Genomic DNA, 24,561 nt, shown 5'->3' with positions numbered 1-24,561 from the left:
GTCCACTGGTTTGCGGCGGATCTTGATAAACTCCTGGAGAAGAAAATGGATGTGACTCTTGATCTGGAATTAGACCTTGTGAATGTTAAAATATCTCAAAGTGTCCACCACCTGCCTTGGAAGGTCTCTTCTTGCTTTACCTAATCTTTTAAACATCTTAAGTTTACTGTAAGATTTATATACCTCAAGATTCTCTGTGATAAAATGCGAAAAACCCTGTAATATGAAAACAAAAAATAATTTTCCTCCGTTTTCCTGTACTTTCACTTTTTGCTCTCCAATTAGATAACCCCTCTTTGTGCTTTCTCAGTATTTACTTAACTTCCTGACATTTTCAAACTTCCTAATAGTAGCGTAATCAGAAATAAGAGAACTACGAATGCAAATGGAAATGTAGAGGCTTCTATAAACTAATAGAAGATGGGTTATATAGCGTTGAAAATGTTAAAAGAAAAAGGATTTATTTCTCAAGACATATATATCATCCCCACCTCTCTGGAACGTTCATGGTCTCCCAAGTTCCAATACTATCTTTTCTCTATGTGCCACTGCCTCAGATCCTCAAAGTAAGAGCAACCTCCCTCTTAACAGCCAATCTTACTGCCTTCTCTTAAATGAACCACATCGGCTCCTAAATTGTCAAAGATTTCGGGGCTCAAATTTTATTAAACAATGTTAATAGTTTCATTTTTCCTGTCTTTATGCTCGCCAACCGGACATATAAGCTTTCCTCGACGCCACTTTATTTTACTTTCCTTTGGGCCAAAGAGGAACCTTCTTTCTCTCTTTATAAATAAATGTCATATTCTACCCAAATGTGACATTTATTATTTATAATAACAACACAGGAAAAATCTATATCTTGACATTAAGATAAAGTTTATTTATTATTTAACAATATATTCTTATGAATAAATTTGATAATTGTGCCCTAATTGTGGCTCATCCCGATGATGAAATTCTTTGGGCTGGAGGGTTTATTCTTTCTCATTCAGAGGCAAACTGGGAAGTAGCCTGTTTATGCAGAAAAGATGACTTGGATAGAAGTAAGAAATTCTTTAAAGCTTTAAAGGAGCTCCATGCAGAAGGGCAAATTGGCTCTCTTAACGACGAACCCAGCCAACCTCCAATTGGAACAAAAGAGGTAGAAGAGACAATTTTAATGTTACTCACGAAAAGAGAATACGATCTTGTAATAACCCATAGCCCAAAAGGTGAGTATACAAGACATCTCCGCCATGAGGAAACAGGATGGGCAGTTTTATCTTTAATAGAAAAAGAGTTTTTGAGAGTGAAGGAACTATGGATGTTTGCTTATGAAGATGGAGGAGGAAAATATTATCCACGAGCAATTAGAAACGCAAATTTGGTATTTCTGCTTCCAGAAGAAATCTGGATGAAGAAGATTAAAATTGTAACTGAGATATATGGGTTTTCTCTTAATAGTTGGGAAGCAAAAGTTACTCCAAAAGAAGAAGCCTTTTGGCAATTTTCTTCTATAAATAAAGCGAGAGAAAAATTTGGGAGTTATTATGAAAATTCTTGTGATGTTTGATTATCCAGCCTCTCCTGGGGGTCTTGCGACACAAGGAGCTCTATTATACAGAGGTTTGACCGAAATGGGAATAGAAGCTTATCCTGTAAATTTAGAATCCTACCAAGAAAAAGAGTGGTATTACCGGTGGTTTAAACCTGACATTGTTGTTGGAGTGGGTTATTGGGGACATACACCACAACTTGTTCTACATCCTCAAAGATTTGGATGTATTCCTGTTCCTTGGTTAGTTGCAGACGGATATGTTGGAGGTTATAGAGAAATTCTGGATGCTTTGCCTCTTATATTGGTTACTTCAAGATGGGTGAAAAAAGTTTATAAAAGAGATGGACTTAGCGGAGATAATATTGAAGTTCTTCATGTTGGTTGTGATACTAATTCTTTTATCCCCAGAGAAAAGGACGATCCTAAAATCGTGGCTATTCGAGAGTCTCTTGGAATCTCTCCTCAAGAATTAATGATTTTAACAGTTGGTGGGGATGCGGCTTCTAAAGGAGCTCAAGAAGTTATGCAGGCTTTAGCCATTAATGATTCAAAAGCACCCCCATGGAAATATGTGTGTAAAGTTTGGCCTCAGCCGAGAACTCAAATTCAAAACTTACTTGATATGCAACTTGCCGCACAACTTGGCATTTCTAAGAAGGTAATTTATACCACAACAATACTTTCAAGAAATTTTATGCCATATCTTATGGCTGCCTGCGATATATACGCAGCACCTTCTCGTCTTGAAGGTTTTGGAATGGCTCAAATAGAAGCTGCTTCCTGTGAAAAACCAGTAATAGGAATTAAAGCAATGGGAATGTTGGACACAATGATTCATGGAAAAACTGCTTTTTTGGCCAATGTTGCTCAAGAGATTAGAACAAAGGAGATTTACATAGAGTCTCCTTCCAATGAGAAAACCGAACAAAGAATTGTTTTTAAAAGGCCAAGAACAGTAGACTTTAGGGCAAGTGTTCATGATATTGCAAATTATCTTATGGATTTAATGGAAGACGAAAAACTTAGAGAAAAAATGGGAAAAGCTGGCAGGAAAAGAGTTGTGGAACTTTTTGATTATAGAGTTATAACCAGGAAGTTTGTAAAAATAATAACAGAAAAATTTGGTCTTTCATGAATTACGATAAAGAACTGATTGAAAGAGCAAAAGAAGCAGCGATAGATGTTCTACTTAACAATGCGAAAGGTCCTTATAAAGGTTTGCCAAGAACTGCAGGATGGGGGTATCCTGAACCATACACAAGGGATTTAATGATTTCTTCCTTAGGTTTTTTAACCTCAGAGAATAAAAAATTAATTGAAGTGCTTCGTAAAGTTCTTGAAAGGCTTGCAAAAAATCAGACTGAGCATGGACATATACCCTCTTTTGTCCACACTCCAAAAGATAGAGGTTCAAGTGATACTACTCCATTATTTCTTATGGCAGTGGGTTTTTTTAGAAATTTTAGCGGAGAGAAAAATTTTCTTGCTGAAGCCGTAGAAAAAGCAATGAAATGGATGGAGTATCAGAGTCCAGAAGATAATGTTATGGTTGCACAACTCCCAACAAGTGACTGGAGAGATGAACTCTGGGTTTTAGGCCATAGTTTATTTCTAAACACTATCGTATACACCTATTTGAAGTTATTGGGCAATTATGAAAGAGCAAAAAAATTAAAAAGATTAATAGAAACGCTTACAATAGATCCAAAGAGAAGAGGAAGCTTTTTGTTAACTAATAAACCTTATTATGCATTCTGGATTTATAAAATATATAAAAGCACGAGGTTTGACCTTTTGGGAAACTCTCTTGCAATTCTCTCAGGCTTATGTGATAGAAAAAAAGGAGAGGAAATTATTAACTGGGTTGAAAAAGAAATTAAGGTTATGCAGAAAAAAGGGCTTCTTTGGGGAAACTTGCCTCCCTGTCTTTTCCCTTTTATACATCCAGAAGATCCTGATTGGATGCCAAGATACGCTATTTATAATAATCCAGGAGAATACCAAAATGGTGGGATTTGGCCTTTTATATGTGGTTTTTATATAGCAGCTTTAGTTGCCATTGGGAAATATGAGTTAGCAGAAGATAAGCTCATGGAACTTACAAATTTAGTAAAATTTTCGAGGAATAAAAGACTTGATTTCGGCTTTAATGAATGGATAAAGGCGCAAAATGGAGAGCCGATGGGCGAAGATTGGCAAAGCTGGTCAGCGGCGTTGTATATTTATGCTGCCAAATGTGTGGAGATTAGAAAAACCCCTTTCTTTGAGGAAGTTAGAAAATGAAAAATTTTTGGCTTTGCTTTGTTCCTTTATTTTTTGCAGTGGATGCCATTGGTATTTTACCTCTCTTCATAAATCTTACCGAGGGTTTAAGTAAAAAAAGGAAGAAGAACGTTTTATTTCAATCTATTTTAACTGCTTCAGCTGTAGCTATTGTTTTTCTATTTGTTGGGCCAGAATTGATGAAAGTTATTGGTGTAAGTGTTTCAGACTTTATGATAGCAGGAGGAATCTTACTTCTAACAATAGCTCTTACAGACTTGACGAGGGGGGAGAAACTCACAAAAGGTATTGACCGGGACACTCTTGGAGCCGTTCCGTTGGGAGTTCCTTTAATTACAGGACCTGCTGTTCTTACTACTTCAATTATTCTTGTAAATGCCTATGGAGTTTTTCTAACTGCTATTGCGGTAATTTTGAATATTCTTTTTGCAGGACTCATTTTTGAGTTCTCTATCCCTATTTCTAAATTCCTTGGACAATCAGGAACAAAGACTTTATCCAAAATAGCAAGTCTTTTCTTGGCTTCAATCGCTATAATGCTTTTAAGAAAAGGTGTAATTGAAATTATAAAAACTTATTTTAATCTCTAAAGAATAAGCATTGCATCTCCATAAGAATAAAACATATATTTTTCCTTTATCGCTTCTCTGTAACATTTAAAAATCATTTCTCTGGAGGCAAAAGCAGCCACAAGAATTAGAAGAGTTGTTTCTGGAAGATGAAAATTTGTTAATAAATGATCAACGATTTTAAACTCATATGGAGGATAAATAAAAAGAGAAGTCCTTCCTTCCCTTGGGGTCAATCTTCCTTTACCTACAGCAACCGTCTCAAGAACTCTCACGGTTGTAGTTCCTATGGCAAAGACACTTCTCCCTTCTTTTTTTGTCTCTTCTATAATAGAAACAGCTTCCCTATCTATCTTGAACCATTCGCTCTCCATCTCGTGGTTTTCTATATTTTCTGTTCTAATAGGTTTAAAAGTGCCAGGGCCAATGTGTAGAGTTATTTCTGCAATCTTTACTCCATTCTCTTTCAATTTTTCTAAAATCTCTTCACTAAAATGAAGGCCTGCTGTTGGAGCTGCTATTGAACCTTCTATTTTTGCGTAAACTGTTTGGTAATAATTTTTATCCTCTTCTGAAGGGGCTCTTTTTATATAGGGAGGGAGTGGAATTTCTCCATATCTTAGAAGCTCATTTTTATCCACATTAAATTCTAAGAATCTCTCTCCAGTTTTTTCATCTATCTCTTTAACTTTGCATTTTACTTTATCATTAATGAATATAACATTATTGACTTTTACCCTTTTCCCAGGAAAAACCATTGCCTTCCATAATCTTTCTTCTATCTCTTCAATAAGTAAAATCTCAATTTCTCCTCCCTGGGATTTATATCCTATAAGTCTTGCTGGAATTACTTTAGAATTATTTATAACAAAGCAATCCCCAGATCTTACATATTCTACAATATCGGAGAATTTTCTATGCTCAATACCTCCGGTTTCTCTATCTAAAACCATAAGTCGAGAAGACCCCTTTTCCTTTGGATATTGTGCTATAAGCTCCTTAGGGAGCTTAAAAGAAAAATCAGACCTTTTCATTTACCAATACAAAATTTAGAAAATATACTATCAAGGATCTCTTCTGTAGTGATTTCTCCTGTTAACTCTTTAAGAGAAGTAATAGCTTCATCTATATCAAAAGCAATAAGTTCTATTTCTTTTCCTGCTTTTAAAAGTTGAAGAGCATCCTCAAGAGCCTCTATTGCTTTATTAATTTTATCCCTTTGCCTTTCAGTGGTACAGACAATTTCTTCTTCTAAGAAATCTGGGACCTTTCCCTTAATCAGGTTAATAATAGCTCTATTCAATTCCTCAATCCCCAAATGATTTTTAGCTGAAATCCAAATTCTTTCTCCAGGAAAAGGAATCTCTCCAATTTTCTTCTTTAAGTCTTTCTTATTTATTACCAAAACAAAAGGTTTATTTGAGATTATATTAAAGATTTCCTCATCTTCCTCGCTTAAAGGTAGAGAGCCATCTAAAACAAACAAAACTCCATCTGAATAATTCACAACTTCTAAGGCTTTTTTTATACCAATTTCTTCTACTTTAGAGTCAGCATCCCTTATTCCAGCCATATCATGAATAATAACCGTGTAACCTTCGATATCCAGAACTCCTTCCAAGACATCTCTTGTAGTCCCCGGAATTTCTGTCACAATTGCTTTCTCTTCCTGAAGTAATGCGTTGAAAAGACTTGATTTCCCAACATTAGGTTTCCCCACTATTGCAAGATTAAATCCATCCAAAAGGAGTTTTCCTCTTTTATATGTTGATTCTATCTTCTTCAGTTTCTCTTTTAGAAGCTTAATCCTTTTAATTAATTCTATAGGAGAAATAGATATTAAGTCAGTTTCTTCAAAATCCAAAGAGGTTTCAACTAATGTCTTTATTTCTATAAACTCTTCTTTTATTTTTTCGATCTCTTTTCTAAATCTTCCATTTAAGTTTCTTTCTGCGAGGAGTAAACTCTTCTCGGTTTTCGCTTCAATAACATCTAATAAAGCCTCAGCCTCTAAAAGGCTCATTTTCCCATTCAAAAAGCTTCTCCTTGTAAATTCTCCTCTTTCTGCTATCCTTGCTCCATTTTCTATAAGTAATTGCATTATCTTTCTTGGAATTGCCAAACCTCCATGGGAAGAAATCTCTATAACATCCTCTCCGGTGTAAGAAAAGGGTTTTTTAAAAACGAAAAGAAGAACCTCGTCTATTATTTTTCCACTTTGGGGAATTTCAATCCAACCATGAAGAATTGTTCTATCTTTTACATCTATGAGTTTCTGTTTTGGGATAAAGATTTTCGAAACAATCTTGATAGCATCTTCTCCGCTAACTCTTATTATTGAAATAGCTCCTTTCCCTATTGGAGTGCTTATTCCACAAATGGTGTCAGAGAATTTTCTCATTTACTAAAGGCAAAGCTTATAGCAAAAGCTTATTTACCTCTTGCAGGGGCTATAACCACCTTCTTTAGTTCAGAATCGCCAATTGTGTAAGTTCTTACTCCTTCAATTTCTGAAACAGCTAGATGAATTACTCTTCTAAGAGATGGAGGTAGAGGCTGAAATATATATTCCCTTCCAGATCTTTTAACTTCCTCTGCAAAGGCTTTCGCACGACTACTAAGAGATCGCTCTCTCTTTCTTCTATAACCTGCGACATCTATATAAAGCTCTATCGAATCGTCTTTTGAATGAATGATTCTTGATAGAAGGTGTTGAAATGATTCAAGGGTTTTTCCAGATTTTCCAATCAATATTCCATCCATATCTTTTGTTCTAATATCAACATAAAGTCTATCGTTTTCTTTCTCAATTCTAATCTTTCCAGTGGTTCCGAGCTTCTCTAATATTGCATTTATCTCTCTGCGAACCAACTCTTCTTTATTAGAAATATCTGAAGTTTTTTTTCTTTTAACTCTTAGCCTCACAAGTCCTTCTTCTGAGGACAAAACTTCCCATTCTATTTGATTTTTATCTTCCAGAGAGAGCTTTTCTAAACCCTTTTTTAACGCCTCCTCAATATTTACACCCTCAACCTCTATCTCCTGGTTAACCATACTTAAACCTCCTTGAGTCTTCTTTTTATAAGGATCTGAGTAACCAACGTTAAAATATTATAAGTAAAGAAGTAAAGTGTCAACCCCGAAGGAAGTGTTAAAAAAATCGCTGTAATAAAAACAGGTGTCATATAAGACATCATCCTCTGTTGTTCGTCATGAGTTTGTGGACTCGTGATCCGTTGCTGGAAAAATATAGAAATTCCAGTAAGGACTGGAAACACAAAATAAGGATCTCTTACAGATAAATCCCTTATCCATAAAGCGAAAGGAGCTCCTTTAAGTTCTATAGAAGAATTCAAAACCTGAAATAGAGATATAAAAATAGGCATTTGTAAAAAAATACTAGTTAAACAGCCTGAAAAAGGATTAAATCCTATTTCTCTATACAAATTAATAACTTCTTGGTTCATTCTATGAGGATCATCTTTATATTTTCTTTTTATTTCCTGCAATTTAGGTTGAAGTTTACTCATTCTACCAATTGATTTAGCCTGATGAATTGTAAGAGGGATAAACACAAAATTCAGACAAAAAGCAAATAGGATTACTACTACACCATAATTACTACTTACCCTATTATGGAGAAATTGCATAAAATGATAGATGAATTTTGCTATTGGTCTTATAAGGGCCCACCCAAAATATATAGCATCTTCAAAACCCTTTTTCACTGAGGCAAGAATAGAATATTTAAGAGGACCAAAATAGAATCTTGCTTTATCTTCAGCCTGAATAGACAAAACTGGATTTTTAGGGGATTTCTTTAAAGTAAAATCTTCAATATAATCCTCTGGAACAAAACCTCCAAAAAAATACTTGGTTTTATATCCCACCCATTGGTAAAGCCCTGAAAAAGGTTCTTCTAAGCCCTTTAACAAATTCCCTTTTTTTATGTGGTAAGCTTTACCCCCTGCATAGTATACTACTCCACTATAATAATCTTCTCTTGAAAATTTCTCACCTGTCTCAAAAGCACTTATTTCATATAGATATTTACTCTTAGGGCTACATTCAAGATGAACAATATAAGAGGAATCTTCAAATGTGTAAGTTTTATTAAGAATAATAGAATCCAGAGTATAAGAAAAAATCACCTTTTTATTTTTCCCTTCTTTTATTTCCACCTTAAAAGGCAACAAACTCAGAGGAATAGGTTTCCCTCCCATAATAATAGAGGTGGAAAGGAAGGGGCCCTCTCTATTAAGAGGAGAAAATCTCACCTTATAATCCTTTAGATAAATTGAATCTACAACGCCTCCAAAAGAAGATAAATAAACGTTCATTAGCTTTGTTTCCACTTTTATTAATTTTGAACTATCTTTCATAACTTTCACTTTGCCCTTCACTAATTCAGCAATTTTCTCTTCTTTCTGGGAAATAACCTCTTTAGAAGTCTCTTCAATAGGGGGTTCTTCCACTCTCTCTTTTTTTTGAGTTGTGTATAACTGGAATAACCACATAACAATAAATATCAAAACAAAACCAAGTATTAATCTTTTCGTTTCATCCATTATTTTACCTCCAGAGGATCGTAACCACCCTTACTAAAAGGATTACATCGAAGAATTCTCCAAAAAGTGAGTAACAAGCCTTTTAAAAACCCCTTCTTCTCAAAAGCCTCTATTGCATAAGATGAACAAGTAGGATAATATTTGCATCTTCTCGGCAAAAAAGGCGAGATTTTATGGGAGTAAAATTTTAATATCCCTATAATTATCTTAACCATAAATTTCCTCTTAAGCATATCTTTTCAAAATCTTCCTTAATCTCATTATAGGTGCTCTCTAAAGCCCTTTTTTTTCCTTCAATTATATAATGTCCATTTTTAAGAAGAGGGTTTGCTTGCCTTACGATTTCTCTTAACCATCTTCTCAATTTATTTCTTCTCACACCACCCTTTACTCCTTTCTCAACTCTAATAGAGAATTTTTTCTCCTCATCTTCCAAATAATAGATATAAGTATAATCTCCTTCAAAAGCAACCCCTTTTTTGTAAACCTCTTTTATCCTCTCCCCATCTTGGATCATCCATTCCTTTCTTTTAAGACCAAATTTCTTCCCCATTTTTAGAATCAAGCATTAAAAAATCTATTTATACTAATAAAGAACATCAATATTGTCAAGTTCTCAAAATCTTGACATATAAAGTAAGCTTCTTATTTTAACTAAAGGAAAAAATGAATTTTTTAGATTTTATCAAGAAAAACAATTTTGTTATTTTGGATGGCGCAATGGGAACAGAATTAGAAAGAAGAGGTTCTCCCGGAGGTCCAAGAAGTAATCTCATTAATCCCGAAAAAGTAATAGAGATCCATAAAGACTATATAAATGCAGGAAGTCATGCTATAATAACAAATACTTTCGGAATGAATAGAATCTACATCCAAACTCACGATTTAAAGATTGAAGTAGAAGAAGTAAATAGAAAGGGCGTCTTTCTTGCAAAAACTGCAGCTCAGGATAAAGTTTTTATTCTTGGGAATATTAGCTCTACAGGACAATTACTTGAGCCTTATGGATCTTATAAAGAGAAAGATTTTTACGAAGCCTTTAAAGAACAAGCTTCATATCTTTTAGAAGAAGGGGTGGATGGTTTTATAATCGAGACAATCACTGATCTCCGAGAGGGTATTTGGGCCTTACGTGCTTGTAAGGATACTTCGAATCTTCCTACTATTGTATCAATGAGTTTTCATACAGATAAAAATGGAGGGAGAACAATAATGGGGGATTCTGTTAGGGATTGTGCCTTACAACTATCTAAAGAAGGAGCAGATATAATAGGAACCAATTGTGGAGAACTCACACCTTTAGAGATGGCTAATGTGGTTTCTATTTTCAAAAATATGACCTCTTTACCTATAATAGCCGAGCCAAATGCTGGTAAGCCAGAAATAAGAGAAGGAAAGACTTTTTATATGAACCCTGAAAATTTTGCTATTTCTACCCTTGAATGTTATAAAAGAGGAGCAACACTTATTGGAGGCTGTTGCGGAACAACTCCAGAACACATAAAGATTTTATCAAGCTTGATTTTAAAAGAAAGCCAATCTTGAAATTTTATAGAACAACAAATAACTTTAAAGGAGGTAATATGGATTATAATCTTACCGAAGAACAACAAATGATAAAGGAAGTCGCAAGAGCCATCGCAGAAGAGAAAATAAAGCCCTTAAGAGAGAAGATGGATAGAGAAAGTAAACTCGCTCCAGAAATTAAGGAAGAATTAGGTAGATCTGATCTTTTAAGAGTTTTTATCCCTGAGGAATATGAAGGCCTAGGGATGGGAATGTTTGGGATGTGTCTTGCTATAGAAGAAATTTCTATTGTGGATGGAGGAGTAGCAACAGCTTATGCCGCGAACGGCCTTGGAGCAATACCAATAATCCTTTTCGGAAGCGAAGACCAGAAAAAGAAATATCTACCATTAATAGGAAGAGGAGAAAAATGGGCTGCCTTTGCCTTAACTGAGCCAGAGGCTGGTTCTGATGCAGGGAATGTAAAACTTAAAGCAAAAGATGACGGGAATTATTATATTTTGAATGGGAATAAAATATTTATTTCTAACGCAGGAGAAGCTGATATATATTGTGTTATTGTCTCTACAGATCCAGAGAGAGGTATAAGAGGACTATCTGCAATAATTGTAGAGAAAGGTTACGAAGGATTTTCTTTCGGTAAAGAAGAGGACAAACTAGGGATAAGAGCGGCTGCCACAAGGGAGCTTGTCTTTACAAATTGTAAAGTCCCCAAAGAAAATTTAATAGGAAGAGAAGGTGCTGGTTTTATGGTAGCTATGAAAACATTTGATAATTCTCGAGTGGGTGTAGCAGCTCAGGCGGTTGGGATAGCAGAAGGTGCCTTAAGAGAAGCTGTTTCTTATGCAAATACAAGAAAACAATTTGGGAAAAAGATTGGTGAATTTCAGGCTATTCAGATTAAACTTGCGGAAATGGCAACAAAAGTAGAAGCAGCAAGAGCTTTGACTTACCAGGTTGCAAGGTATATAGATGGAGGAGGAAAGAGAATTTCTAAAGAATCTTCAATGGCAAAGCTATTTGCTTCTGATGTAGCAATGGAAGTGACGATTGAAGCAATACAAGTCTTTGGGGGTTATGGGTATATGAAAGACTATCCTGTAGAGAAAATGATGAGAGATGCAAAAATTACTCAAATTTACGAAGGAACTAACGAAATACAAAAACTTGTTATAGCGAGCGAACTTTTAAAAGAAGAGATAAAGAAAAAATAACCCCTTGACATTACTTTATTTTTTGTTTATATACTTACTTATAAGTAAATGTAATTAAATATCTTAACAAAATTACAAAGGAGGATTTTATGACAAAAACGAGAGCAGATATTGTCCTTAATATTTCAAAAGGGACTGGAATTCCAGTAAAAGAAGTAAGAACAGTAATAGAAGCTTTCCTCGAAGAAATTAAAGAAGTTTATTATACTAATAGCAGAATTGAATTCAGAGGATTCGGTGTTTTTGAAAACAAATTTCGTAAAAGTAGAATAGGGAGAAATCCAAAAACGAATGTAGAAGTGAAAATCCCTGGGAGGTGGTTACCTTCCTTTAAGCCTTCTAAAGTGTTAAAAAGAGAGGTAGAAAATAAAGATTTTTCCAAAAATTTACACCCGTAGCTCAATGGATAGAGCGTCCCGCTCCGGCCGGGAAGGTTGAAGGTTCGAGTCCTTTCGGGTGTATTTTTGAAAGGATAAATGGCTGCAAAAATTGAAAAATATTTAAATGAGGTTGTAAAGCTTGGAGGTTCAGATCTTCACCTTAAAGTAGACGAACCTCCTGTTGTAAGAATTCAAGGAGAGTTAAAAAGATTAGAAAATTACAAACCTTTTTCCTTAGAAGAAATTAAAGAACTAATTTTTGAAATAATGACCGAAGAACAAATAGAGAGGTTCAAAAAAGAATGGGAGCTTGATATTTCTTATGAACTTCCAGGAATTTCTAGATTTAGAATGAACGTTTTTCTCCAAAGAGGGAAAATAGGTGTAGCAGTTAGGGTTATCCCCTTAAAAGTCAAGACAATAGATGAATGGAAAATGCCAGAGATTCTCAAAGAGATTGCTCTTTCTACCCATGGCTTTGTTCTTGTAACAGGACCAACAGGTGCAGGGAAATCCACCACCCTTGCAGCTATGATTGAAGAGATAAACCTCACACAGAAAAAGCACATTGTAACAATAGAGGATCCAATTGAATACGTTTTTGAAGACAAGAAAAGCGTAATTGAGCAAAGAGCAATAGGAGTAGATACGAACTCTTTTGAAGAAGCTTTAAAAAGAGTTATGCGTCAGACCCCAGACGTGATAATGGTAGGGGAGATGAGAGATAGAGAAACAATAGAAAGAGCTCTTAATGCGGCAGAGATGGGAGCTCTTGTTTTTGCAACACTTCACACCCCAGATGCCCCACAAACTGTGGATAGAATAGTAGATGTTTTTGAGCCAGAACATCAACATCAAATTAGAGTTCAATTTGCTTCAACAATTAGAGCTGTAATCTCTCAAACATTACTAAGAAGAAAAGATGGCAAAGGGATGATTGCAGCTTTCGAAATACTTATAGGCACAAAAGGAGTGGCGAATGCAATTAGGGAAGGTAAGGTGGAGCAAATTTATAACATAATAAAAGCAGGTGGACAATTTGGAATGAAGTTACTTGATGATTATCTAAAGGATCTATATCTTAGAGGTCTTGTGGATTACGAAGAAGCTCTTTCAAAAGCCTCTAATCCAAATTTATTTGAAGCTTCTTTGGCGAGGGGTTAAATGGCTATTAATATTGGAGAACTTCTAAATAGGATGAAAAAGGAGGGGATTTCAGATCTTATTCTTAAAGTTAATTCTCATCCAATTATAAAGAAAAATAGAGACCTCATTAGATGGGAAAATTACCCTATTGTTACTCAAGAGGATATAGGTAATGTAGCAAAGAATATTATGTCATCGAAACAATTAGAGCGATTTGAGAAAGAAAAGGAAATGGATCTTGCAGTAAATGTCCCAGGGCTTTCCAGGTTTAGAGTAAATGTTTTTATGCAAAAAGGAGCGATGGGGATCGTTTTTAGACTTATCCCAAAAGATATTCCGGATATTGATAGCCTAAATCTTCCAAAGATCTTAAAAGAATTCGCGGGAAGACCAAGAGGGCTTCTCTTGATTACAGGACCTTCTGGAAGTGGAAAATCAACAACTATTGCCTCTATAGTTGAACATATAAATAAAAATAAAGGGGTTCATATAATAACAATAGAAGACCCAATAGAATTCTTATATGAAGATAAAAAATCAATTATTGACCAAAGAGCGGTAGGAAATGATACCCATTCTTTCGCTACAGCTGTGAAATTTGCTCTCCGTCAGGATCCGGATGTAATCGTTGTTGGGGAAATGAGAGATAGAGAATCTATTCAGATGACTATTACAGCAGCGGAAACAGGTCATTTAGTCCTTTCTACTCTACACACAAGAGGTGCTATTCAAACAATTGACAGAATCATTAACATTTTCCCTCCTCATCAAAGACGTCAAATTCGACTTCAACTTTCTGCAAATTTACTTGGAATAATTTCTCAAGACCTGGTAAAGAATAGAAAAAATGGAGGATTAATCTTAGTCACAGAAACACTTGTCTCTATAGCTGCGGTTAGAAAACTTATTAGGGAAGGGAAAACACATCAATTATATTCAATTATGCAGACCAGAACAAAAGAAGGTATGAAAACAATGAACCACTCTCTTATTGAATTAATTCAACAAGGAATTATAACTCATAAAGATGCATTGAATGTTTCTACTAACCCAGAGGAGTTAAACGAGTTACTGCAAAGCAAGAAATAAGAGAAACCCATTGGAAAAATATTTTGGAATTTTTAAGAACATCTTAAAAATTAATAAGGTCTTTATCTTTTTATTTCTTCTACTTTATGGCTGTTTTGGAGAACTGCGGCAAGGCGAATTTATTAAAGTTTTAAAGATAAATTTTAAAGGGAATCACTTTGTAAAAGGTAATAAATTAAAAAATTTGTTACCCATAAAGGAGGGAGACCAATATGTTGAGCAATTTATAAAGGAAACTCCCCAAAGGTTAATAAGCTATTACAGGAGTAGGGGATTTTTTAGTATGAGAATTTTAAAAATGGAAGGAGAATTCGATTCAAAGAAAAATGGTTTCATTATAACATATCATATTTTTGAAGGAACAAGGAGTAAAATTGATAGTGTGGAAATCGTAGGAAATAAGATATTCTCGGAAAAATATATAATAGGAAAGTTGTCAATAAAAAAAGGAAGTTATTACGATGAAGGTATTATAGATGCTGGAAGATATGCTTTATCAACGAGTTATGCAGAAAAAGGGTTTGTGGATGCAAGCATAAAGATAGAAAGGTATTTTTTAGATGAAGGAGAAAAAAGAGTTTATCTTAAAGTAATTATAGAGGAAGGAGAGAAAATATATGTGAGAAATATTAAGATTAAAGGTTTAGAAAGCGTGAGATACAAAGTTGCGAGGAGAGAACTAAGGATAAAAGAAGAAGAACTCTATAGGCCTTCTTTAGTTTATCTTTCACAAAGTAACCTTTACAAAACCGAACTTTTTTCTCATATAAGAGTGATCGAAGAGAAAGTTAAAAAGGACTCAGTAGATATAACTTTTATTTTAAAAGAGGAAAAATCAAGATTTTTCCAGATAGGTATGGGTTACGAATCTCCCCGTAAGACTTTATTTAATTTCAAATGGGGGGATCTGGATCTTTTTGGAAATCTTCAGAGGTTAATAACCGATTTTTATTTCAAAGGGGTTCCTCAAAAAGAAGAAAATAAATTTTTAACATTTAAAGAATGGGAACAGGAATATAGATTAAGTTATAGAGAATCCTATCTTTTCGGAAGCGGTTTTAACCTGATAATCTCCCCTTCCTTATTGAGGCGAGAATTTGAATCAGCTTTTTCTTTTGAGTTTGTGCTTGAAAGAGAATTTTTACCTTTCTCAATCCTCTCTTTTCCATATGAATATAAAAGAGCAACGATAACAGAAGATACAATAAGTATAACAAATAGAATTTCTGGTAGGTTTTTGTTTGATAAAAGAAGAAACATCTTAAATCCAAATAAAGGTTTAAGATTACTTATTCAATATGACTACGCAGGACGTATTTTCGGAGGAGACAACCATTTCGACCGTTTAACATTTGACTTTGCTTCCTTTTATCCTCTTCCCTTCAGATTAGTCCTCGCTCAACGTTCAAGAGTTATTGTTACATTCCCTAAAGAAGATCCTTTAGAAATAAGCCCTGATATCCGTCTTGAAATGGGAGGGTATGGTTCATTAAGAGGTTTTGATGAAGCCTCTATTGGTTTTCCTGATCCAAGACCTAATAGAAAGAGTGGCTTAGATGAATTATTATTTAATATAGAGCTTAGAATAAATGTTTACAAGAACTTATATACAATAATTTTCTCTGATTTTGGCTCTCTTTGGATGGAACCGAAGGAAATATCCCTAAATGATTTTAATGTAGGTTTTGGATTTGGAATTGGTTATGGTTCTCCTATTGGAGTAATACGCCTTGATTATGCAAGAGCTTCAAAGGAAATTTCTAAAGACTATAGAGGTAAAATATATCTAAATTTTGGGCATCCTTTTTAAAAGAGCTAAATTAAAATTTTATCTCCATAATTACCGCATCTTCTTTTTCTCCATAATAGCCTTTTTTTATTCCCTTAAAAGTGAACCCTAACTTTTTATAGAATTCAAAGGCCGCTTTATTTTGGATTCTATGTTCAAGATAACACGAATTTATTTCAGGATTTTTAGAAAGTTCATCTAACAAATATGTTAAAAGTTTTGTTCCAAAACCTTTTCTCCAATGCTTCTTTTCAATTGCAAAATTTTCTAAATGAAACTTATTTTTTTCTTTACTCCCAAACAAATAACCTACAATCTCTCCGGAGAACTCTCCAACCAACTTTATACAAAAATCCGAATAAAAACGAGTATAAAAAACTTCATAAGGCCAAGGATCTTTGAAAACGCTTCTCTCGATTTCTAAAATTTTCTCAAGATCTTCTTCTTTCATTTCTCTAATCTTGATTTCTGCTATAGAACGTTTTTTGATAGCTCCAGGCTCTGAAATGTACAAAGGGGTAAGAGGATTCTCCACAAATTCTGCATTTCTATTGTATAAAGAAAATAAATTACAAGCTATAGAAAAAGAACATAGATAAATTCTAAAACCATTCTTTTCTAATATAGCCTTATTTTCTTCGGCTCCCTTACCAAATATTATAGGAGAAGAAATAGAATTAGATTTAAGATAAATTATTAGATCCTCTACTCTGATAATTTTGTCTTTAAATATCTCTTCTATTTTCCCTCCTTTTTTCTTAAAATATGCAGCATAAACCACTTCACTTCTTAGAGGAATAAGAGGGAAAAGATCCCCTTCCGGAATCCCTTCTATCATTGCATAGAAGGTAGAATATCCTAGAATTGGTGTATTTTTAGGTAATGCAATCCCTTGAGCAATAACAAGTCCCACTCGCAGGCTTGTAAAAGATCCAGGTCCATAAGTTATCAATACCTTCTCAATATCTTCACTTTTTATATTCAAATCCTTCAGCTTAAATGGAATATCTTCTACTATCTCAATAGGATAAAAAACATTAGGAGAAGTGGCAATCCCCCCTTCTTTACTACTACAATCAATCCCTATAATCATCTATTATTATCTCCCTTTTATTTTGTGAAAGGATTTTAAATTTAACTTCTATTCTTTTTGGGGGTAGAATTTCCTTTACCTTTTCCGCCCACTCTATAGCTGTAATTCCTTCACTTAAAACTTCTTCAAGAGGGAAAAATTCTTCCTCTCTTTCTATTCTATAAAGATCAATGTGATTTAATTTCATTCTCCCATAATAGGAACACATTAAGACAAAAGTTGGGCTTCTTATTTCTTCTTTTATCCCAAGTCCTTTTGCTAACCCTTTAACGAAAACCGTTTTACCTGAACCCAATTCTCCGAAAAGAGCAACACAAGTAGGCTTAAAAATATCCCTTACCAAATTTTCCGCTAATAGCATTGTTTCAAGAGCAGAGCTTGTTATAGGCAACGACTCCTCCTTTCAAAGTTAAATTGGGCTCATATTTTGCTCCAAAAAAAGAAGAAAATTTATTCCCATCCCCACCTGTAAATATAAGATTTTTATTTTTATAATCCAGTCTTAGTAAAATTTCCTTCATCCCTCCAACAAAACATCCATAAGCGCCAAATTTTATACAATCCTCTGTTGTTTTTCCAATACTACTAACAAATTGAGGAGATATAGAGGGAAGCAAAGCTCCTGCAGTATAGATGGCTTCAAAATATAAAGAAAGTCCAGGTAAGATAGCACCTCCCTCAAACTTAACCAAAAATTTAGAATCATCTGGGTCGCTAAAGAGATCGATCGTTATTGCACTTCCACAATCAACAACAATCACAGGTAATCCACTCACTTCCATAGCTCCAATACCATTGGCAAGCCTATCTTCTCCAGGTTTTGAGCTATAACTCAATTGGATAAGATGAGAAGGAAAAGAAATCAATTCAACTTCAAGAACTTCTTCAATCAACTTCTTTTTTGAAGGAACAACAGAAATACATAGAATATCTTTCACTTTTTTAAAGAAATTTTTAACTTCAAGAGGACTCAGAGTCCTTTTAACTTTTATAAGTTCAAAACTCTTAAATAGTCCACAGTGAAAGAAGGTATTCCCAATATCTATTATTCCAATCATTCTTCTTTTATAAACCTTTTTCCCGGCAATTCTCTTACAAGCCCTTTTATTTCAAGGGAAGCCAGCGTAGCTATAACAACTTGAGGGGTATATCCAACTTCTTTTACTAATAAATCAATACTCTTGGGCATTGTATTTAAAACCTCGAACAGTTTTTGCTCCTTTTCATCTAAAGCGGGGATCCTTTTTTCTTCTTTTTCTTTAACCGAAAGTTTTGTATTATTTAATAAATCTTCGTAACTTGTTAGAGGAAAAGCTCCATTTTTTAGGAGTTCATTTGTTCCCATTGAACTTTTTCTATTTATATCTCCAGGGACAGCATAAACATCCTTTCCATATTCAAGAGCCCATCTCACTGTAGAGAAAACACCACTTTGGAGAGAAGCTTCAACCACAATTACTGCTTTAGAGAGTGCACTTATAATTCTATTTCTTGAAGGAAAGTGATAAGGAAGCGCTGGAGAATTCGGTGGTAGTTCTGTAAGTAATGCTCCATTTTCTACAATCTTTTTTGCAAGATTTCTATTTGAAGGGGGATAAACAAAGTCTATTCCTGTTCCCATAACAGCAATAGTCCTCCCTCCACTCAGAAGAGCCCCTAAGTGTGCTTGAGTATCAATTCCACTTGCTAAACCACTTATTATAGTAATTCCACGTTCAGAAAGCTCTTTAGCAAGATTCCTTGCTACTGTTCTTCCATAATCGGTGGCCTTTCTCGTCCCTATTATAGCTATTGCATTAGAGTCATCCGAGAAAAGATTTCCCTTACAATATAAAATAGGAGGTGCATCCTCTATCTCTTTTAAAGGCTCGGGGTATTCCTTAGAAAGAACCGTAATTATTTTCACCTTGTGATCCTGAAGAGCACGAATTTGATTTTTTATATTCACCTTTCTTTCCGAGAGAAGAACTTGCTCTTTTGTTAAGATTTTATTTGCAATTAATTTATTAAAAAACTCTTTCTCCTCAAGAAGATCTTTATTCTCTATAATTATTTCTTTTAACTTAGAAGCCTTTAATTTTAAATTTGATAATTTTAAAAGATTAAATTCTATCATATAAAAATTATAGTGACATTAGAAAAATTTTGCAATCTACTCTTTTCCAAATATGAATTTTCTTAATTTATCCATACCCTTTTCTGTTTCTGTTGACAAAGGAAATATTGGATAAGAGGAAATAAAAGAAGGAATTTGGTCTGTTTTATCAATCTTCGAAAGAACAATAGCAATTTTTTTGTCTCTATTTTCCTTCAAGAAATCTTCTGCCATAACTTCTATTTCTTTAAAATTTTTAAGCTCCGAAGAATCAAAAACAATAAGAAGGATTTCTGCTCTTTTCGTTAGAATTTTTATTTCCTCAAAAGTTTCAGGCACAAAAGGAGGAGTGTCCAGGAATGTATATCTTTCAAAATTATGAATGTGAGTCCATAAATGTGGTTTTTTTGTAGAAAAAGGGTATGGGGCAACATCGATCTTTTTCCCGGTTAGAGTGGCTATTAAAGAAGATTTTCCTACATTTGGAGGTCCTATTACAGCGACTTTCACCTTTGGACTGAAAATAAGTAAAATTTTTTTCGTTTCCCCAGGCTCTCCAGGAGTGGCAATTTTTGGTATATGATTAGTAGAAGTAGCGAAGCTCGCATTACCTTTCCCACCTTTTCCTCCTTTAGCGATTTTAACTTTTTGCTTTGGTTCTACTAAATCGGCAATCAGACTCTTCTCGTCTCCTTCATAAATAGCTGTTCCCACTGGAACCTTTATTATCAAGTCATTTCCATTTCTTCCATGTCTTTTTTCTTTTCCCCCAATTTCTCCGTCTTCTGCTTTTAGAGATGCAAAACAACTCAAGTGCTCCAAAGAATAAAAATTTTCCGAAGCTTCAATATAAACCCCACCTCCATTTCCTCCATCTCCACCATCAGGGCCTCCCTTTGGTTTTTTAGGGAAATGCCTAAAACTTACAAGGCCATCACCCCCCTTCCCTCCCCTTACCTCTATTAAGACTTTATATGAACCTACTCCCACTACTTCTCTTTTCTTTCTCTAAGACGTTCTTTTAGCTTTCTCTCTATTTCTCTTGGCACAAAATCCGAAATATCTCCATTAAATAGAGCTATTTCTTTCAAAATACTCGAAGATAAAAAAATATAATTTTCGCCAGGGAAGAAATATAAAATTTCTACATCCTTAAAAAACCTTCTATTCATCATTCCCATCTGGAACTCATACTCAAAATCAGAAATAGCTCTGATTCCCCTTATAATTGCGTCGATCTTCCTTGTTTTAAGGTACTCTACCAAAAGCCCCTTCCAGATCTGAACCTCCACATTTTTTATTTCTCTTAGCGCAATTTCGCATAAATTTTTTCTCTCTTCTAAAGAAAAAAGAGTTCTCTTCCCATAGTGGTCAGAAACAAGTAAGATTAGATGATCGAAAATCTTAAGAGCTCTTTTGACAATGTCTATATGTCCATTTGTTATTGGATCAAAAGTCCCAGGGTATAATGCTATCCTCATCTCTTTAAGAATGTAAGGGAGGTGTCCCCATAAGTTTTCGTTTTAACAATTTCAAAACCGTTATAAGAAAACTTTGTTCCTTTGCGAGTTTCAATAATTATTACCGTTTCTTTTTTTAAAACTCTCTTGATTTTACCTAAAGTTTTACTTATTAATTCTGAATCATATGGAGGATCTATAAAAATGAAATCAAATGTCTCATCAATTTTATCTAACGCAGGAAAAACAGACTCATTTATTACAATTGCCTCAAAACCTGTCTTTTTTAAATTTCTTTTTATATAATCTGTGGCTTTCTTCGATCTTTCTATAAACACTGTTTTAACCGCTCCTCTTGATAAAGCCTCAATGCCTACTGCTCCTGAACCCGCAAATAAATCAAGAAAACTTTTCCCTCTCACATCTATAATTGAAAAAATAGCTTCTCTCACTTTCCCAATTGTTGGTCTTACATTTGGAGGAGAAAAAATTTTATGCCCTTTTGCAATTCCTCCTATTATATTCATTTTTTATAATTAGGAGAAGAGAAAGAATAGTTATAAGTTTCATGAGACTCGTATTCGCCCTTAAGGATTCCCACAACATCTTCTACAAAAACTATTTCTTCATTTGTGGGAATAACAAGAACTTTTATTGGAGAATCATCAGTAGAAATAAAAGCTTCTCTTTCTCCTTTCTCTTCCTTGTTTTTTTCTATGTCAAGTTTTATTCCAATATGCTCCATATTTAGGCAAACAGCTTCTCTTAATAGAGTAGCTTTTTCTCCTGCTCCTGCTGTAAAGACAATAGCATCTACTCTTCCAAGAATTGCAATATATCCTCCTATAAATTTCTTAAGTGTATGAACTTCTTTGTTGAATGCAAGCTCAGCTCTTTTATCTCCTTTAGACATTTCTCTAAGAATATCCCTTCTATCACTCCATTTACCAGAAATTCCAAGAAGCCCACTTCTATGGTTTAGATCATCAATAACTTCCGAGACTGTTTTATTCTCTTTCTCGCATATGAACTGGATGATTGCAGGATCTATACTCCCAGACCTTGTTCCCATAACGAGTCCTTCAAGAGGCGTTAAACCCATAGAGTGATCATAAGACCTCCCATTTTTTATCGCAGTTAGACTTACTCCATTACCTATATGACAGGTCACCAAATTAGTCTCTCTTATGTCTTTTTCAAGGAGAACAGCCGCTCTCCTTGAAACATAAAGATGGGAAGTCCCATGAAATCCATACTTCCTGACTCCATATTTCTCATACCACTCATAAGGAACAGGATAAATATATGAGACCTCTGGCATACTTGAATGGAAAGCCGTATCTAAAACGGCAATATGGGGAACATTCCCTAAAAGTTCCATAGCAGCTTCAATTCCTGTTACATGGGGGGGAAGATGCAAGGGACCAAGTTCATAAATACTTTTGAAAAAAGCTATAGCTTCTTTATCAATTTTTATTGAATGCTTTATCTTTTCCCCTCCATGAAGAACTCTATGCCCTACAGCGTTTATTTCGTTAAGGTTTTTAATAACTCCTACTTCCGGATCAACAAGAAGACTAAAAACAAGGTTTAGAGCATCTTTATGAGTTGGGCAATCTTTCTCAATCCTTACCTCTTCTCTTCCCTCTGCCTTATGTCTTATAAAAGACCCTTTTAATGTTACTCTTTCTACAATTCCCTTAGCAAGTTCTTTTTGTGTATCCCAGTTATATACCATATATTTTACTGAAGAACTTCCACAATTGATAGTAAGTATGATCATCTTTCCTCCTTAATAAAGAAGCTCTAAATCCCTAGAGGAGTTTTAAAAAAGAAGTCAATCTCTCTTTTAGCAGACTGAGGGGAGTCAGAAGCATGGACGCTATTCTGCGGAACCCCAAGACCATAATCTCCACGAATTGTATTTTTCTTTGCCAATTTTGGATCCGTTTCTCCAATTAATTCTCTAAGTCTACTTATTCCATTTTTTCCTTTTAATCTTAAAGCAATTATTTTATTATCCCCCATATAATTAATTAACCTTTCATAAAAATATTCTCCTTTATGCTGAATATAAAACTCTTCAGCATCTTTTCTTGGAAGATAAACCATCTTCATATCTAAAATCTCAAACCCTTCCTCTTCTACTCTTGTAATTATCTTTCCAACAAGCTTCCTTTGAATCGCATCAGGCTTTATTAGTAACAAAGTCTCTTCCATAAATTTAAAATATTCCCTAAAAATTAAAAGTCAAGGTGATAGCCTCTTTTAAAAAGAACTTCTTTCAATTTAAAATATAAACATAATTATAATAGGACACAACATCAAAATTTTAACTGGTTCCCGGATGATATCCTTTGTTGGTTACCATCCTCTTTATGAGTTCCTTCAATAAAGATTAAAATAAGTCTCCTATGTAAATGCTTTAAGATTGGAAAGTTTTAATTTGGTTCTTTATCTTTTTTAAATCCCTTTTTGTTGCTCCTTTCTTTATTTTTTAATAATTGGTCTACTCTTTTTTATAATTCTTATATTCCTCTAAATCAGCTTTGTTTCCTTAATAAAACAACTGAATCTTCTACATCCTTTTTCTCTTCTTGTGAATCACTAAAAGCTTTTCTTGGGCCTTTTAAACCCTCTAACCCCTTCTTCTTTAAAACATAAATCAAGATATAAAAATCCACTCCTTAATTGAAGAATCTTTCACTTATTTATTATCTCCCTTATCCTGGAAACTTCCTCGATATCTTTTTATTTCAATACCCTTAATACCTTCTGTTTATAAATAAATGTCACATTTTAGGGGTAGAATGTGTCATTTATTTATAAAATTGAATTGAAAAAGGTCGCTTCTTTGTAAGAAAGAGGTAACCTCAAAAACATGTTCTCTTAATAAGATGAAAAATATTAAAAGAGACAAGATAATATCAATAGCTGGCTTAAAAGAGAAATAGGAGGCAATCAAGTGAGCATTCTTTTAGGGGTGAGTTTATCCACATGCTTTAAGATTAGACTTAGAGGTTTCAAAGAAAAGAGGTGGAAGGAAGGGTTCCGGACCGCCTTAGAGAGGAACGGATTTGTTCAAGGGAAAATATGAGAATAGATTTAATGTTGTCCATTTCAAAGAGAAATTAGAATTAGAAGACATACATTTTTTATTATAGTTTGCTCAGGAATATTTTAATAGAGAAAGGAGTTCATAAACCTAAAAAGAGAAAAGGAGATGATGGTTATAAGAGAAGAGAACGGATGCCAAGAGAAGGAATGCTCCTTCTGATAGATTCTTCCTTACATTGATTGTTAGAACACATTCTAAAAGAGTGGTATCTCATAACAATAATAGATTATGCCACAAATTAACTATTGTTTACAAAGTTTTTTCTAAAGATACAGCTTTTAACAATATGGAAGGGATAAAGAAAGTTATTGAAAATAAATTGTTTTTTATGCCTTTAGATGTTAATAAGGCAGAGGATTACATTATGAAGTCAGCATTAAAGAGGAGAAAAATCATATAGAGGATAGGCTTATAAATGAGATGTGGTAAGACATATGGTTTACACTTTGATAATTGAATGAAGCCTCTTCTATACTGCTTCCCATAGGGAGTGGACACTGGAAGTGTGTAGAGATATAATAAAAATTATAAAGAAGGGGGCAGAGAATGAAAAGAAGGAATTAGTCAGTTGATGAGAAATTAGCGATAGTTCTTGAGGGTTTGAGGGAAATGCGAACAGTTTCTGAGATATCTGGGGAGCATGGAATCAGTCAGATGAGGTAGAGAAACTTCAAAAGATAATTGGCAAGC

At 34.1% G+C, this 24,561-nt stretch carries 28 protein-coding genes and 1 tRNA gene; 13 read left to right on the top strand and 16 right to left on the bottom strand.

The genetic code is table 11. From position 1 onward, the window contains the following. Positions 1–907 precede the first annotated feature (907 nt). From ABIN61_07995 to ABIN61_07980, 4 genes are read left to right on the top strand one after another with little or no spacing between them, the layout of a single operon-like run. Complete coding sequence (locus tag ABIN61_07995) at positions 908–1,555, top strand: PIG-L family deacetylase (GenBank protein MEO0294141.1); 648 nt, start codon at positions 908–910, stop codon at positions 1,553–1,555. Further along, positions 1,533–2,675, top strand: coding sequence for a glycosyltransferase family 4 protein (locus ABIN61_07990; protein MEO0294140.1), 1,143 nt, complete (start codon positions 1,533–1,535; stop codon positions 2,673–2,675). Before ABIN61_07995 ends, ABIN61_07990 begins: the two co-directional genes overlap by 23 nt. Further along, the gene (locus tag ABIN61_07985) at positions 2,672–3,823 is read left to right on the top strand and encodes a glycoside hydrolase 100 family protein (protein MEO0294139.1); all 1,152 of its coding nucleotides are present in this window, start codon (positions 2,672–2,674) and stop codon (positions 3,821–3,823) included. The genes ABIN61_07990 and ABIN61_07985 overlap by 4 nt, the downstream gene beginning before the upstream one ends. Beyond that, positions 3,820–4,413, top strand: a complete 594-nt coding sequence (locus tag ABIN61_07980; GenBank protein ID MEO0294138.1) for a MarC family protein — start codon at positions 3,820–3,822, stop codon at positions 4,411–4,413. The genes ABIN61_07985 and ABIN61_07980 overlap by 4 nt, the downstream gene beginning before the upstream one ends. Here ABIN61_07980 and queA read toward each other — a convergent pair. From queA to rnpA, 6 genes are read right to left on the bottom strand one after another with little or no spacing between them, the layout of a single operon-like run. Further along, positions 4,410–5,426, bottom strand: coding sequence for a tRNA preQ1(34) S-adenosylmethionine ribosyltransferase-isomerase QueA (gene queA, locus ABIN61_07975; protein MEO0294137.1), 1,017 nt, complete (start codon positions 5,424–5,426; stop codon positions 4,410–4,412). The genes ABIN61_07980 and queA overlap by 4 nt on opposite strands. Further along, a complete protein-coding gene (mnmE, locus tag ABIN61_07970; protein MEO0294136.1) occupies positions 5,423–6,793 on the bottom strand; it encodes a tRNA uridine-5-carboxymethylaminomethyl(34) synthesis GTPase MnmE in 1,371 nt (456 codons plus the stop codon). The genes queA and mnmE overlap by 4 nt, the downstream gene beginning before the upstream one ends. 29 nt (positions 6,794–6,822) lie before the next feature. Next, on the bottom strand, positions 6,823–7,446 hold the full coding sequence (locus ABIN61_07965) for a R3H domain-containing nucleic acid-binding protein (protein MEO0294135.1): 624 nt from the start codon (positions 7,444–7,446) through the stop codon (positions 6,823–6,825). 2 nt (positions 7,447–7,448) lie between these two features. Beyond that, entirely contained in the window at positions 7,449–8,960 is a 1,512-nt protein-coding gene (yidC, locus tag ABIN61_07960) for a membrane protein insertase YidC (GenBank protein MEO0294134.1), read from the bottom strand. After that, positions 8,960–9,175, bottom strand: a complete 216-nt coding sequence (gene yidD, locus ABIN61_07955) for a membrane protein insertion efficiency factor YidD (protein ID MEO0294133.1) — start codon at positions 9,173–9,175, stop codon at positions 8,960–8,962. Before yidD ends, yidC begins: the two co-directional genes overlap by 1 nt. Next, the gene (gene rnpA, locus ABIN61_07950) at positions 9,163–9,513 is read right to left on the bottom strand and encodes a ribonuclease P protein component (GenBank protein MEO0294132.1); all 351 of its coding nucleotides are present in this window, start codon (positions 9,511–9,513) and stop codon (positions 9,163–9,165) included. Before rnpA ends, yidD begins: the two co-directional genes overlap by 13 nt. 113 nt (positions 9,514–9,626) lie before the next feature. Here rnpA and ABIN61_07945 point away from each other — a divergent pair, with 113 nt between their 5' ends. The 7 genes from ABIN61_07945 (at position 9,627) to ABIN61_07915 (ending at position 16,126) form a co-directional block, all read left to right on the top strand. Beyond that, entirely contained in the window at positions 9,627–10,505 is an 879-nt protein-coding gene (locus ABIN61_07945) for a homocysteine S-methyltransferase family protein (GenBank protein MEO0294131.1), read from the top strand. Positions 10,506–10,543: 38 nt separating this feature from the next. Then, positions 10,544–11,701 carry an acyl-CoA dehydrogenase family protein gene (locus ABIN61_07940; protein MEO0294130.1) on the top strand — a complete coding sequence of 386 codons (1,158 nt, stop codon included), beginning with the start codon at positions 10,544–10,546 and terminating at the stop codon, positions 11,699–11,701. An 89-nt stretch (positions 11,702–11,790) separates the two neighbouring features. After that, positions 11,791–12,099, top strand: coding sequence for an HU family DNA-binding protein (locus ABIN61_07935; protein ID MEO0294129.1), 309 nt, complete (start codon positions 11,791–11,793; stop codon positions 12,097–12,099). Beyond that, a tRNA-Arg gene (locus ABIN61_07930) sits at positions 12,090–12,162 on the top strand. The genes ABIN61_07935 and ABIN61_07930 overlap by 10 nt, the downstream gene beginning before the upstream one ends. A gap of 15 nt (positions 12,163–12,177) precedes the next feature. Further along, a complete protein-coding gene (locus tag ABIN61_07925) occupies positions 12,178–13,245 on the top strand; it encodes a type IV pilus twitching motility protein PilT (protein MEO0294128.1) in 1,068 nt (355 codons plus the stop codon). Further along, complete coding sequence (locus tag ABIN61_07920) at positions 13,246–14,316, top strand: type IV pilus twitching motility protein PilT (GenBank protein MEO0294127.1); 1,071 nt, start codon at positions 13,246–13,248, stop codon at positions 14,314–14,316. Positions 14,317–14,326: 10 nt separating this feature from the next. Further along, positions 14,327–16,126 carry a POTRA domain-containing protein gene (locus tag ABIN61_07915; protein ID MEO0294126.1) on the top strand — a complete coding sequence of 600 codons (1,800 nt, stop codon included), beginning with the start codon at positions 14,327–14,329 and terminating at the stop codon, positions 16,124–16,126. 10 nt (positions 16,127–16,136) lie between these two features. On the opposite strand, the gene rimI is transcribed toward ABIN61_07915, so the two are convergent. The 10 genes from rimI to ABIN61_07865 form a co-directional block, all read right to left on the bottom strand. Beyond that, on the bottom strand, positions 16,137–17,198 hold the full coding sequence (gene rimI / locus ABIN61_07910; protein ID MEO0294125.1) for a ribosomal protein S18-alanine N-acetyltransferase: 1,062 nt from the start codon (positions 17,196–17,198) through the stop codon (positions 16,137–16,139). Beyond that, complete coding sequence (gene tsaE, locus ABIN61_07905; GenBank protein MEO0294124.1) at positions 17,182–17,589, bottom strand: tRNA (adenosine(37)-N6)-threonylcarbamoyltransferase complex ATPase subunit type 1 TsaE; 408 nt, start codon at positions 17,587–17,589, stop codon at positions 17,182–17,184. Before tsaE ends, rimI begins: the two co-directional genes overlap by 17 nt. Beyond that, positions 17,564–18,256 carry a type III pantothenate kinase gene (locus ABIN61_07900; GenBank protein ID MEO0294123.1) on the bottom strand — a complete coding sequence of 231 codons (693 nt, stop codon included), beginning with the start codon at positions 18,254–18,256 and terminating at the stop codon, positions 17,564–17,566. Before ABIN61_07900 ends, tsaE begins: the two co-directional genes overlap by 26 nt. Next, the gene (dprA, locus tag ABIN61_07895; GenBank protein MEO0294122.1) at positions 18,253–19,314 is read right to left on the bottom strand and encodes a DNA-processing protein DprA; all 1,062 of its coding nucleotides are present in this window, start codon (positions 19,312–19,314) and stop codon (positions 18,253–18,255) included. The genes ABIN61_07900 and dprA overlap by 4 nt, the downstream gene beginning before the upstream one ends. A 36-nt stretch (positions 19,315–19,350) precedes the next feature. Next, on the bottom strand, positions 19,351–20,283 hold the full coding sequence (locus tag ABIN61_07890; protein MEO0294121.1) for a GTPase: 933 nt from the start codon (positions 20,281–20,283) through the stop codon (positions 19,351–19,353). Next, positions 20,283–20,774, bottom strand: coding sequence for a pantetheine-phosphate adenylyltransferase (gene coaD, locus ABIN61_07885; protein MEO0294120.1), 492 nt, complete (start codon positions 20,772–20,774; stop codon positions 20,283–20,285). The genes ABIN61_07890 and coaD overlap by 1 nt, the downstream gene beginning before the upstream one ends. Continuing rightward, a complete protein-coding gene (gene rsmD, locus ABIN61_07880; GenBank protein MEO0294119.1) occupies positions 20,771–21,280 on the bottom strand; it encodes a 16S rRNA (guanine(966)-N(2))-methyltransferase RsmD in 510 nt (169 codons plus the stop codon). Before rsmD ends, coaD begins: the two co-directional genes overlap by 4 nt. Then, the gene (locus ABIN61_07875) at positions 21,277–22,536 is read right to left on the bottom strand and encodes an acetate kinase (protein MEO0294118.1); all 1,260 of its coding nucleotides are present in this window, start codon (positions 22,534–22,536) and stop codon (positions 21,277–21,279) included. The genes rsmD and ABIN61_07875 overlap by 4 nt, the downstream gene beginning before the upstream one ends. Before the next feature lie 23 nt (positions 22,537–22,559). After that, positions 22,560–22,973 carry a nucleoside-diphosphate kinase gene (gene ndk / locus ABIN61_07870; protein ID MEO0294117.1) on the bottom strand — a complete coding sequence of 138 codons (414 nt, stop codon included), beginning with the start codon at positions 22,971–22,973 and terminating at the stop codon, positions 22,560–22,562. Between the two features lie 323 nt (positions 22,974–23,296). Next, complete coding sequence (locus ABIN61_07865) at positions 23,297–23,422, bottom strand: hypothetical protein (protein ID MEO0294116.1); 126 nt, start codon at positions 23,420–23,422, stop codon at positions 23,297–23,299. A 296-nt stretch (positions 23,423–23,718) separates the two neighbouring features. On the opposite strand from ABIN61_07865, the gene ABIN61_07860 reads away from it, so the two are divergent. After that, positions 23,719–23,850 (top strand): hypothetical protein, encoded by a 132-nt coding sequence (locus ABIN61_07860; GenBank protein MEO0294115.1) that lies wholly within the window; start codon positions 23,719–23,721, stop codon positions 23,848–23,850. 196 nt (positions 23,851–24,046) lie between these two features. Beyond that, entirely contained in the window at positions 24,047–24,271 is a 225-nt protein-coding gene (locus ABIN61_07855; protein ID MEO0294114.1) for a hypothetical protein, read from the top strand. The last annotated feature ends 290 nt before the right edge of the window (positions 24,272–24,561 follow it).

It is taken from the genome of candidate division WOR-3 bacterium, assembly GCA_039804165.1.
Lineage (GTDB): Bacteria > Hydrothermota > UBA3072 > UBA3072 > UBA3072 > JAFGHJ01.
The sequence above is the reverse complement of the archived record's forward strand: the minus strand, read 5'-3'. Positions and strand labels throughout refer to the sequence as shown.

Bases quoted from the DNA above. Each gene is read 5' to 3' on its own strand.
- ABIN61_07995 (MEO0294141.1), top strand. From the start codon at position 908: ATGAATAAATTTGATAATTGTGCCCTAATTGTGGCTCATCCCGATGAT.
- ABIN61_07990 (MEO0294140.1), top strand. From the start codon at position 1,533: ATGAAAATTCTTGTGATGTTTGATTATCCAGCCTCTCCTGGGGGTCTT.
- ABIN61_07985 (MEO0294139.1), top strand. From the start codon at position 2,672: ATGAATTACGATAAAGAACTGATTGAAAGAGCAAAAGAAGCAGCGATA.
- ABIN61_07980 (MEO0294138.1), top strand. From the start codon at position 3,820: ATGAAAAATTTTTGGCTTTGCTTTGTTCCTTTATTTTTTGCAGTGGAT.
- queA (MEO0294137.1), bottom strand. From the start codon at position 5,426: ATGAAAAGGTCTGATTTTTCTTTTAAGCTCCCTAAGGAGCTTATAGCA.
- mnmE (MEO0294136.1), bottom strand. From the start codon at position 6,793: ATGAGAAAATTCTCTGACACCATTTGTGGAATAAGCACTCCAATAGGG.
- ABIN61_07965 (MEO0294135.1), bottom strand. From the start codon at position 7,446: ATGGTTAACCAGGAGATAGAGGTTGAGGGTGTAAATATTGAGGAGGCG.
- yidC (MEO0294134.1), bottom strand. From the start codon at position 8,960: ATGGATGAAACGAAAAGATTAATACTTGGTTTTGTTTTGATATTTATT.
- yidD (MEO0294133.1), bottom strand. From the start codon at position 9,175: ATGGTTAAGATAATTATAGGGATATTAAAATTTTACTCCCATAAAATC.
- rnpA (MEO0294132.1), bottom strand. From the start codon at position 9,513: ATGGGGAAGAAATTTGGTCTTAAAAGAAAGGAATGGATGATCCAAGAT.
- ABIN61_07945 (MEO0294131.1), top strand. From the start codon at position 9,627: ATGAATTTTTTAGATTTTATCAAGAAAAACAATTTTGTTATTTTGGAT.
- ABIN61_07940 (MEO0294130.1), top strand. From the start codon at position 10,544: ATGGATTATAATCTTACCGAAGAACAACAAATGATAAAGGAAGTCGCA.
- ABIN61_07935 (MEO0294129.1), top strand. From the start codon at position 11,791: ATGACAAAAACGAGAGCAGATATTGTCCTTAATATTTCAAAAGGGACT.
- ABIN61_07925 (MEO0294128.1), top strand. From the start codon at position 12,178: ATGGCTGCAAAAATTGAAAAATATTTAAATGAGGTTGTAAAGCTTGGA.
- ABIN61_07920 (MEO0294127.1), top strand. From the start codon at position 13,246: ATGGCTATTAATATTGGAGAACTTCTAAATAGGATGAAAAAGGAGGGG.
- rimI (MEO0294125.1), bottom strand. From the start codon at position 17,198: ATGATTATAGGGATTGATTGTAGTAGTAAAGAAGGGGGGATTGCCACT.
- ABIN61_07900 (MEO0294123.1), bottom strand. From the start codon at position 18,256: ATGATTGGAATAATAGATATTGGGAATACCTTCTTTCACTGTGGACTA.
- dprA (MEO0294122.1), bottom strand. From the start codon at position 19,314: ATGATAGAATTTAATCTTTTAAAATTATCAAATTTAAAATTAAAGGCT.
- coaD (MEO0294120.1), bottom strand. From the start codon at position 20,774: ATGAGGATAGCATTATACCCTGGGACTTTTGATCCAATAACAAATGGA.
- rsmD (MEO0294119.1), bottom strand. From the start codon at position 21,280: ATGAATATAATAGGAGGAATTGCAAAAGGGCATAAAATTTTTTCTCCT.
- ABIN61_07875 (MEO0294118.1), bottom strand. From the start codon at position 22,536: ATGATCATACTTACTATCAATTGTGGAAGTTCTTCAGTAAAATATATG.
- ndk (MEO0294117.1), bottom strand. From the start codon at position 22,973: ATGGAAGAGACTTTGTTACTAATAAAGCCTGATGCGATTCAAAGGAAG.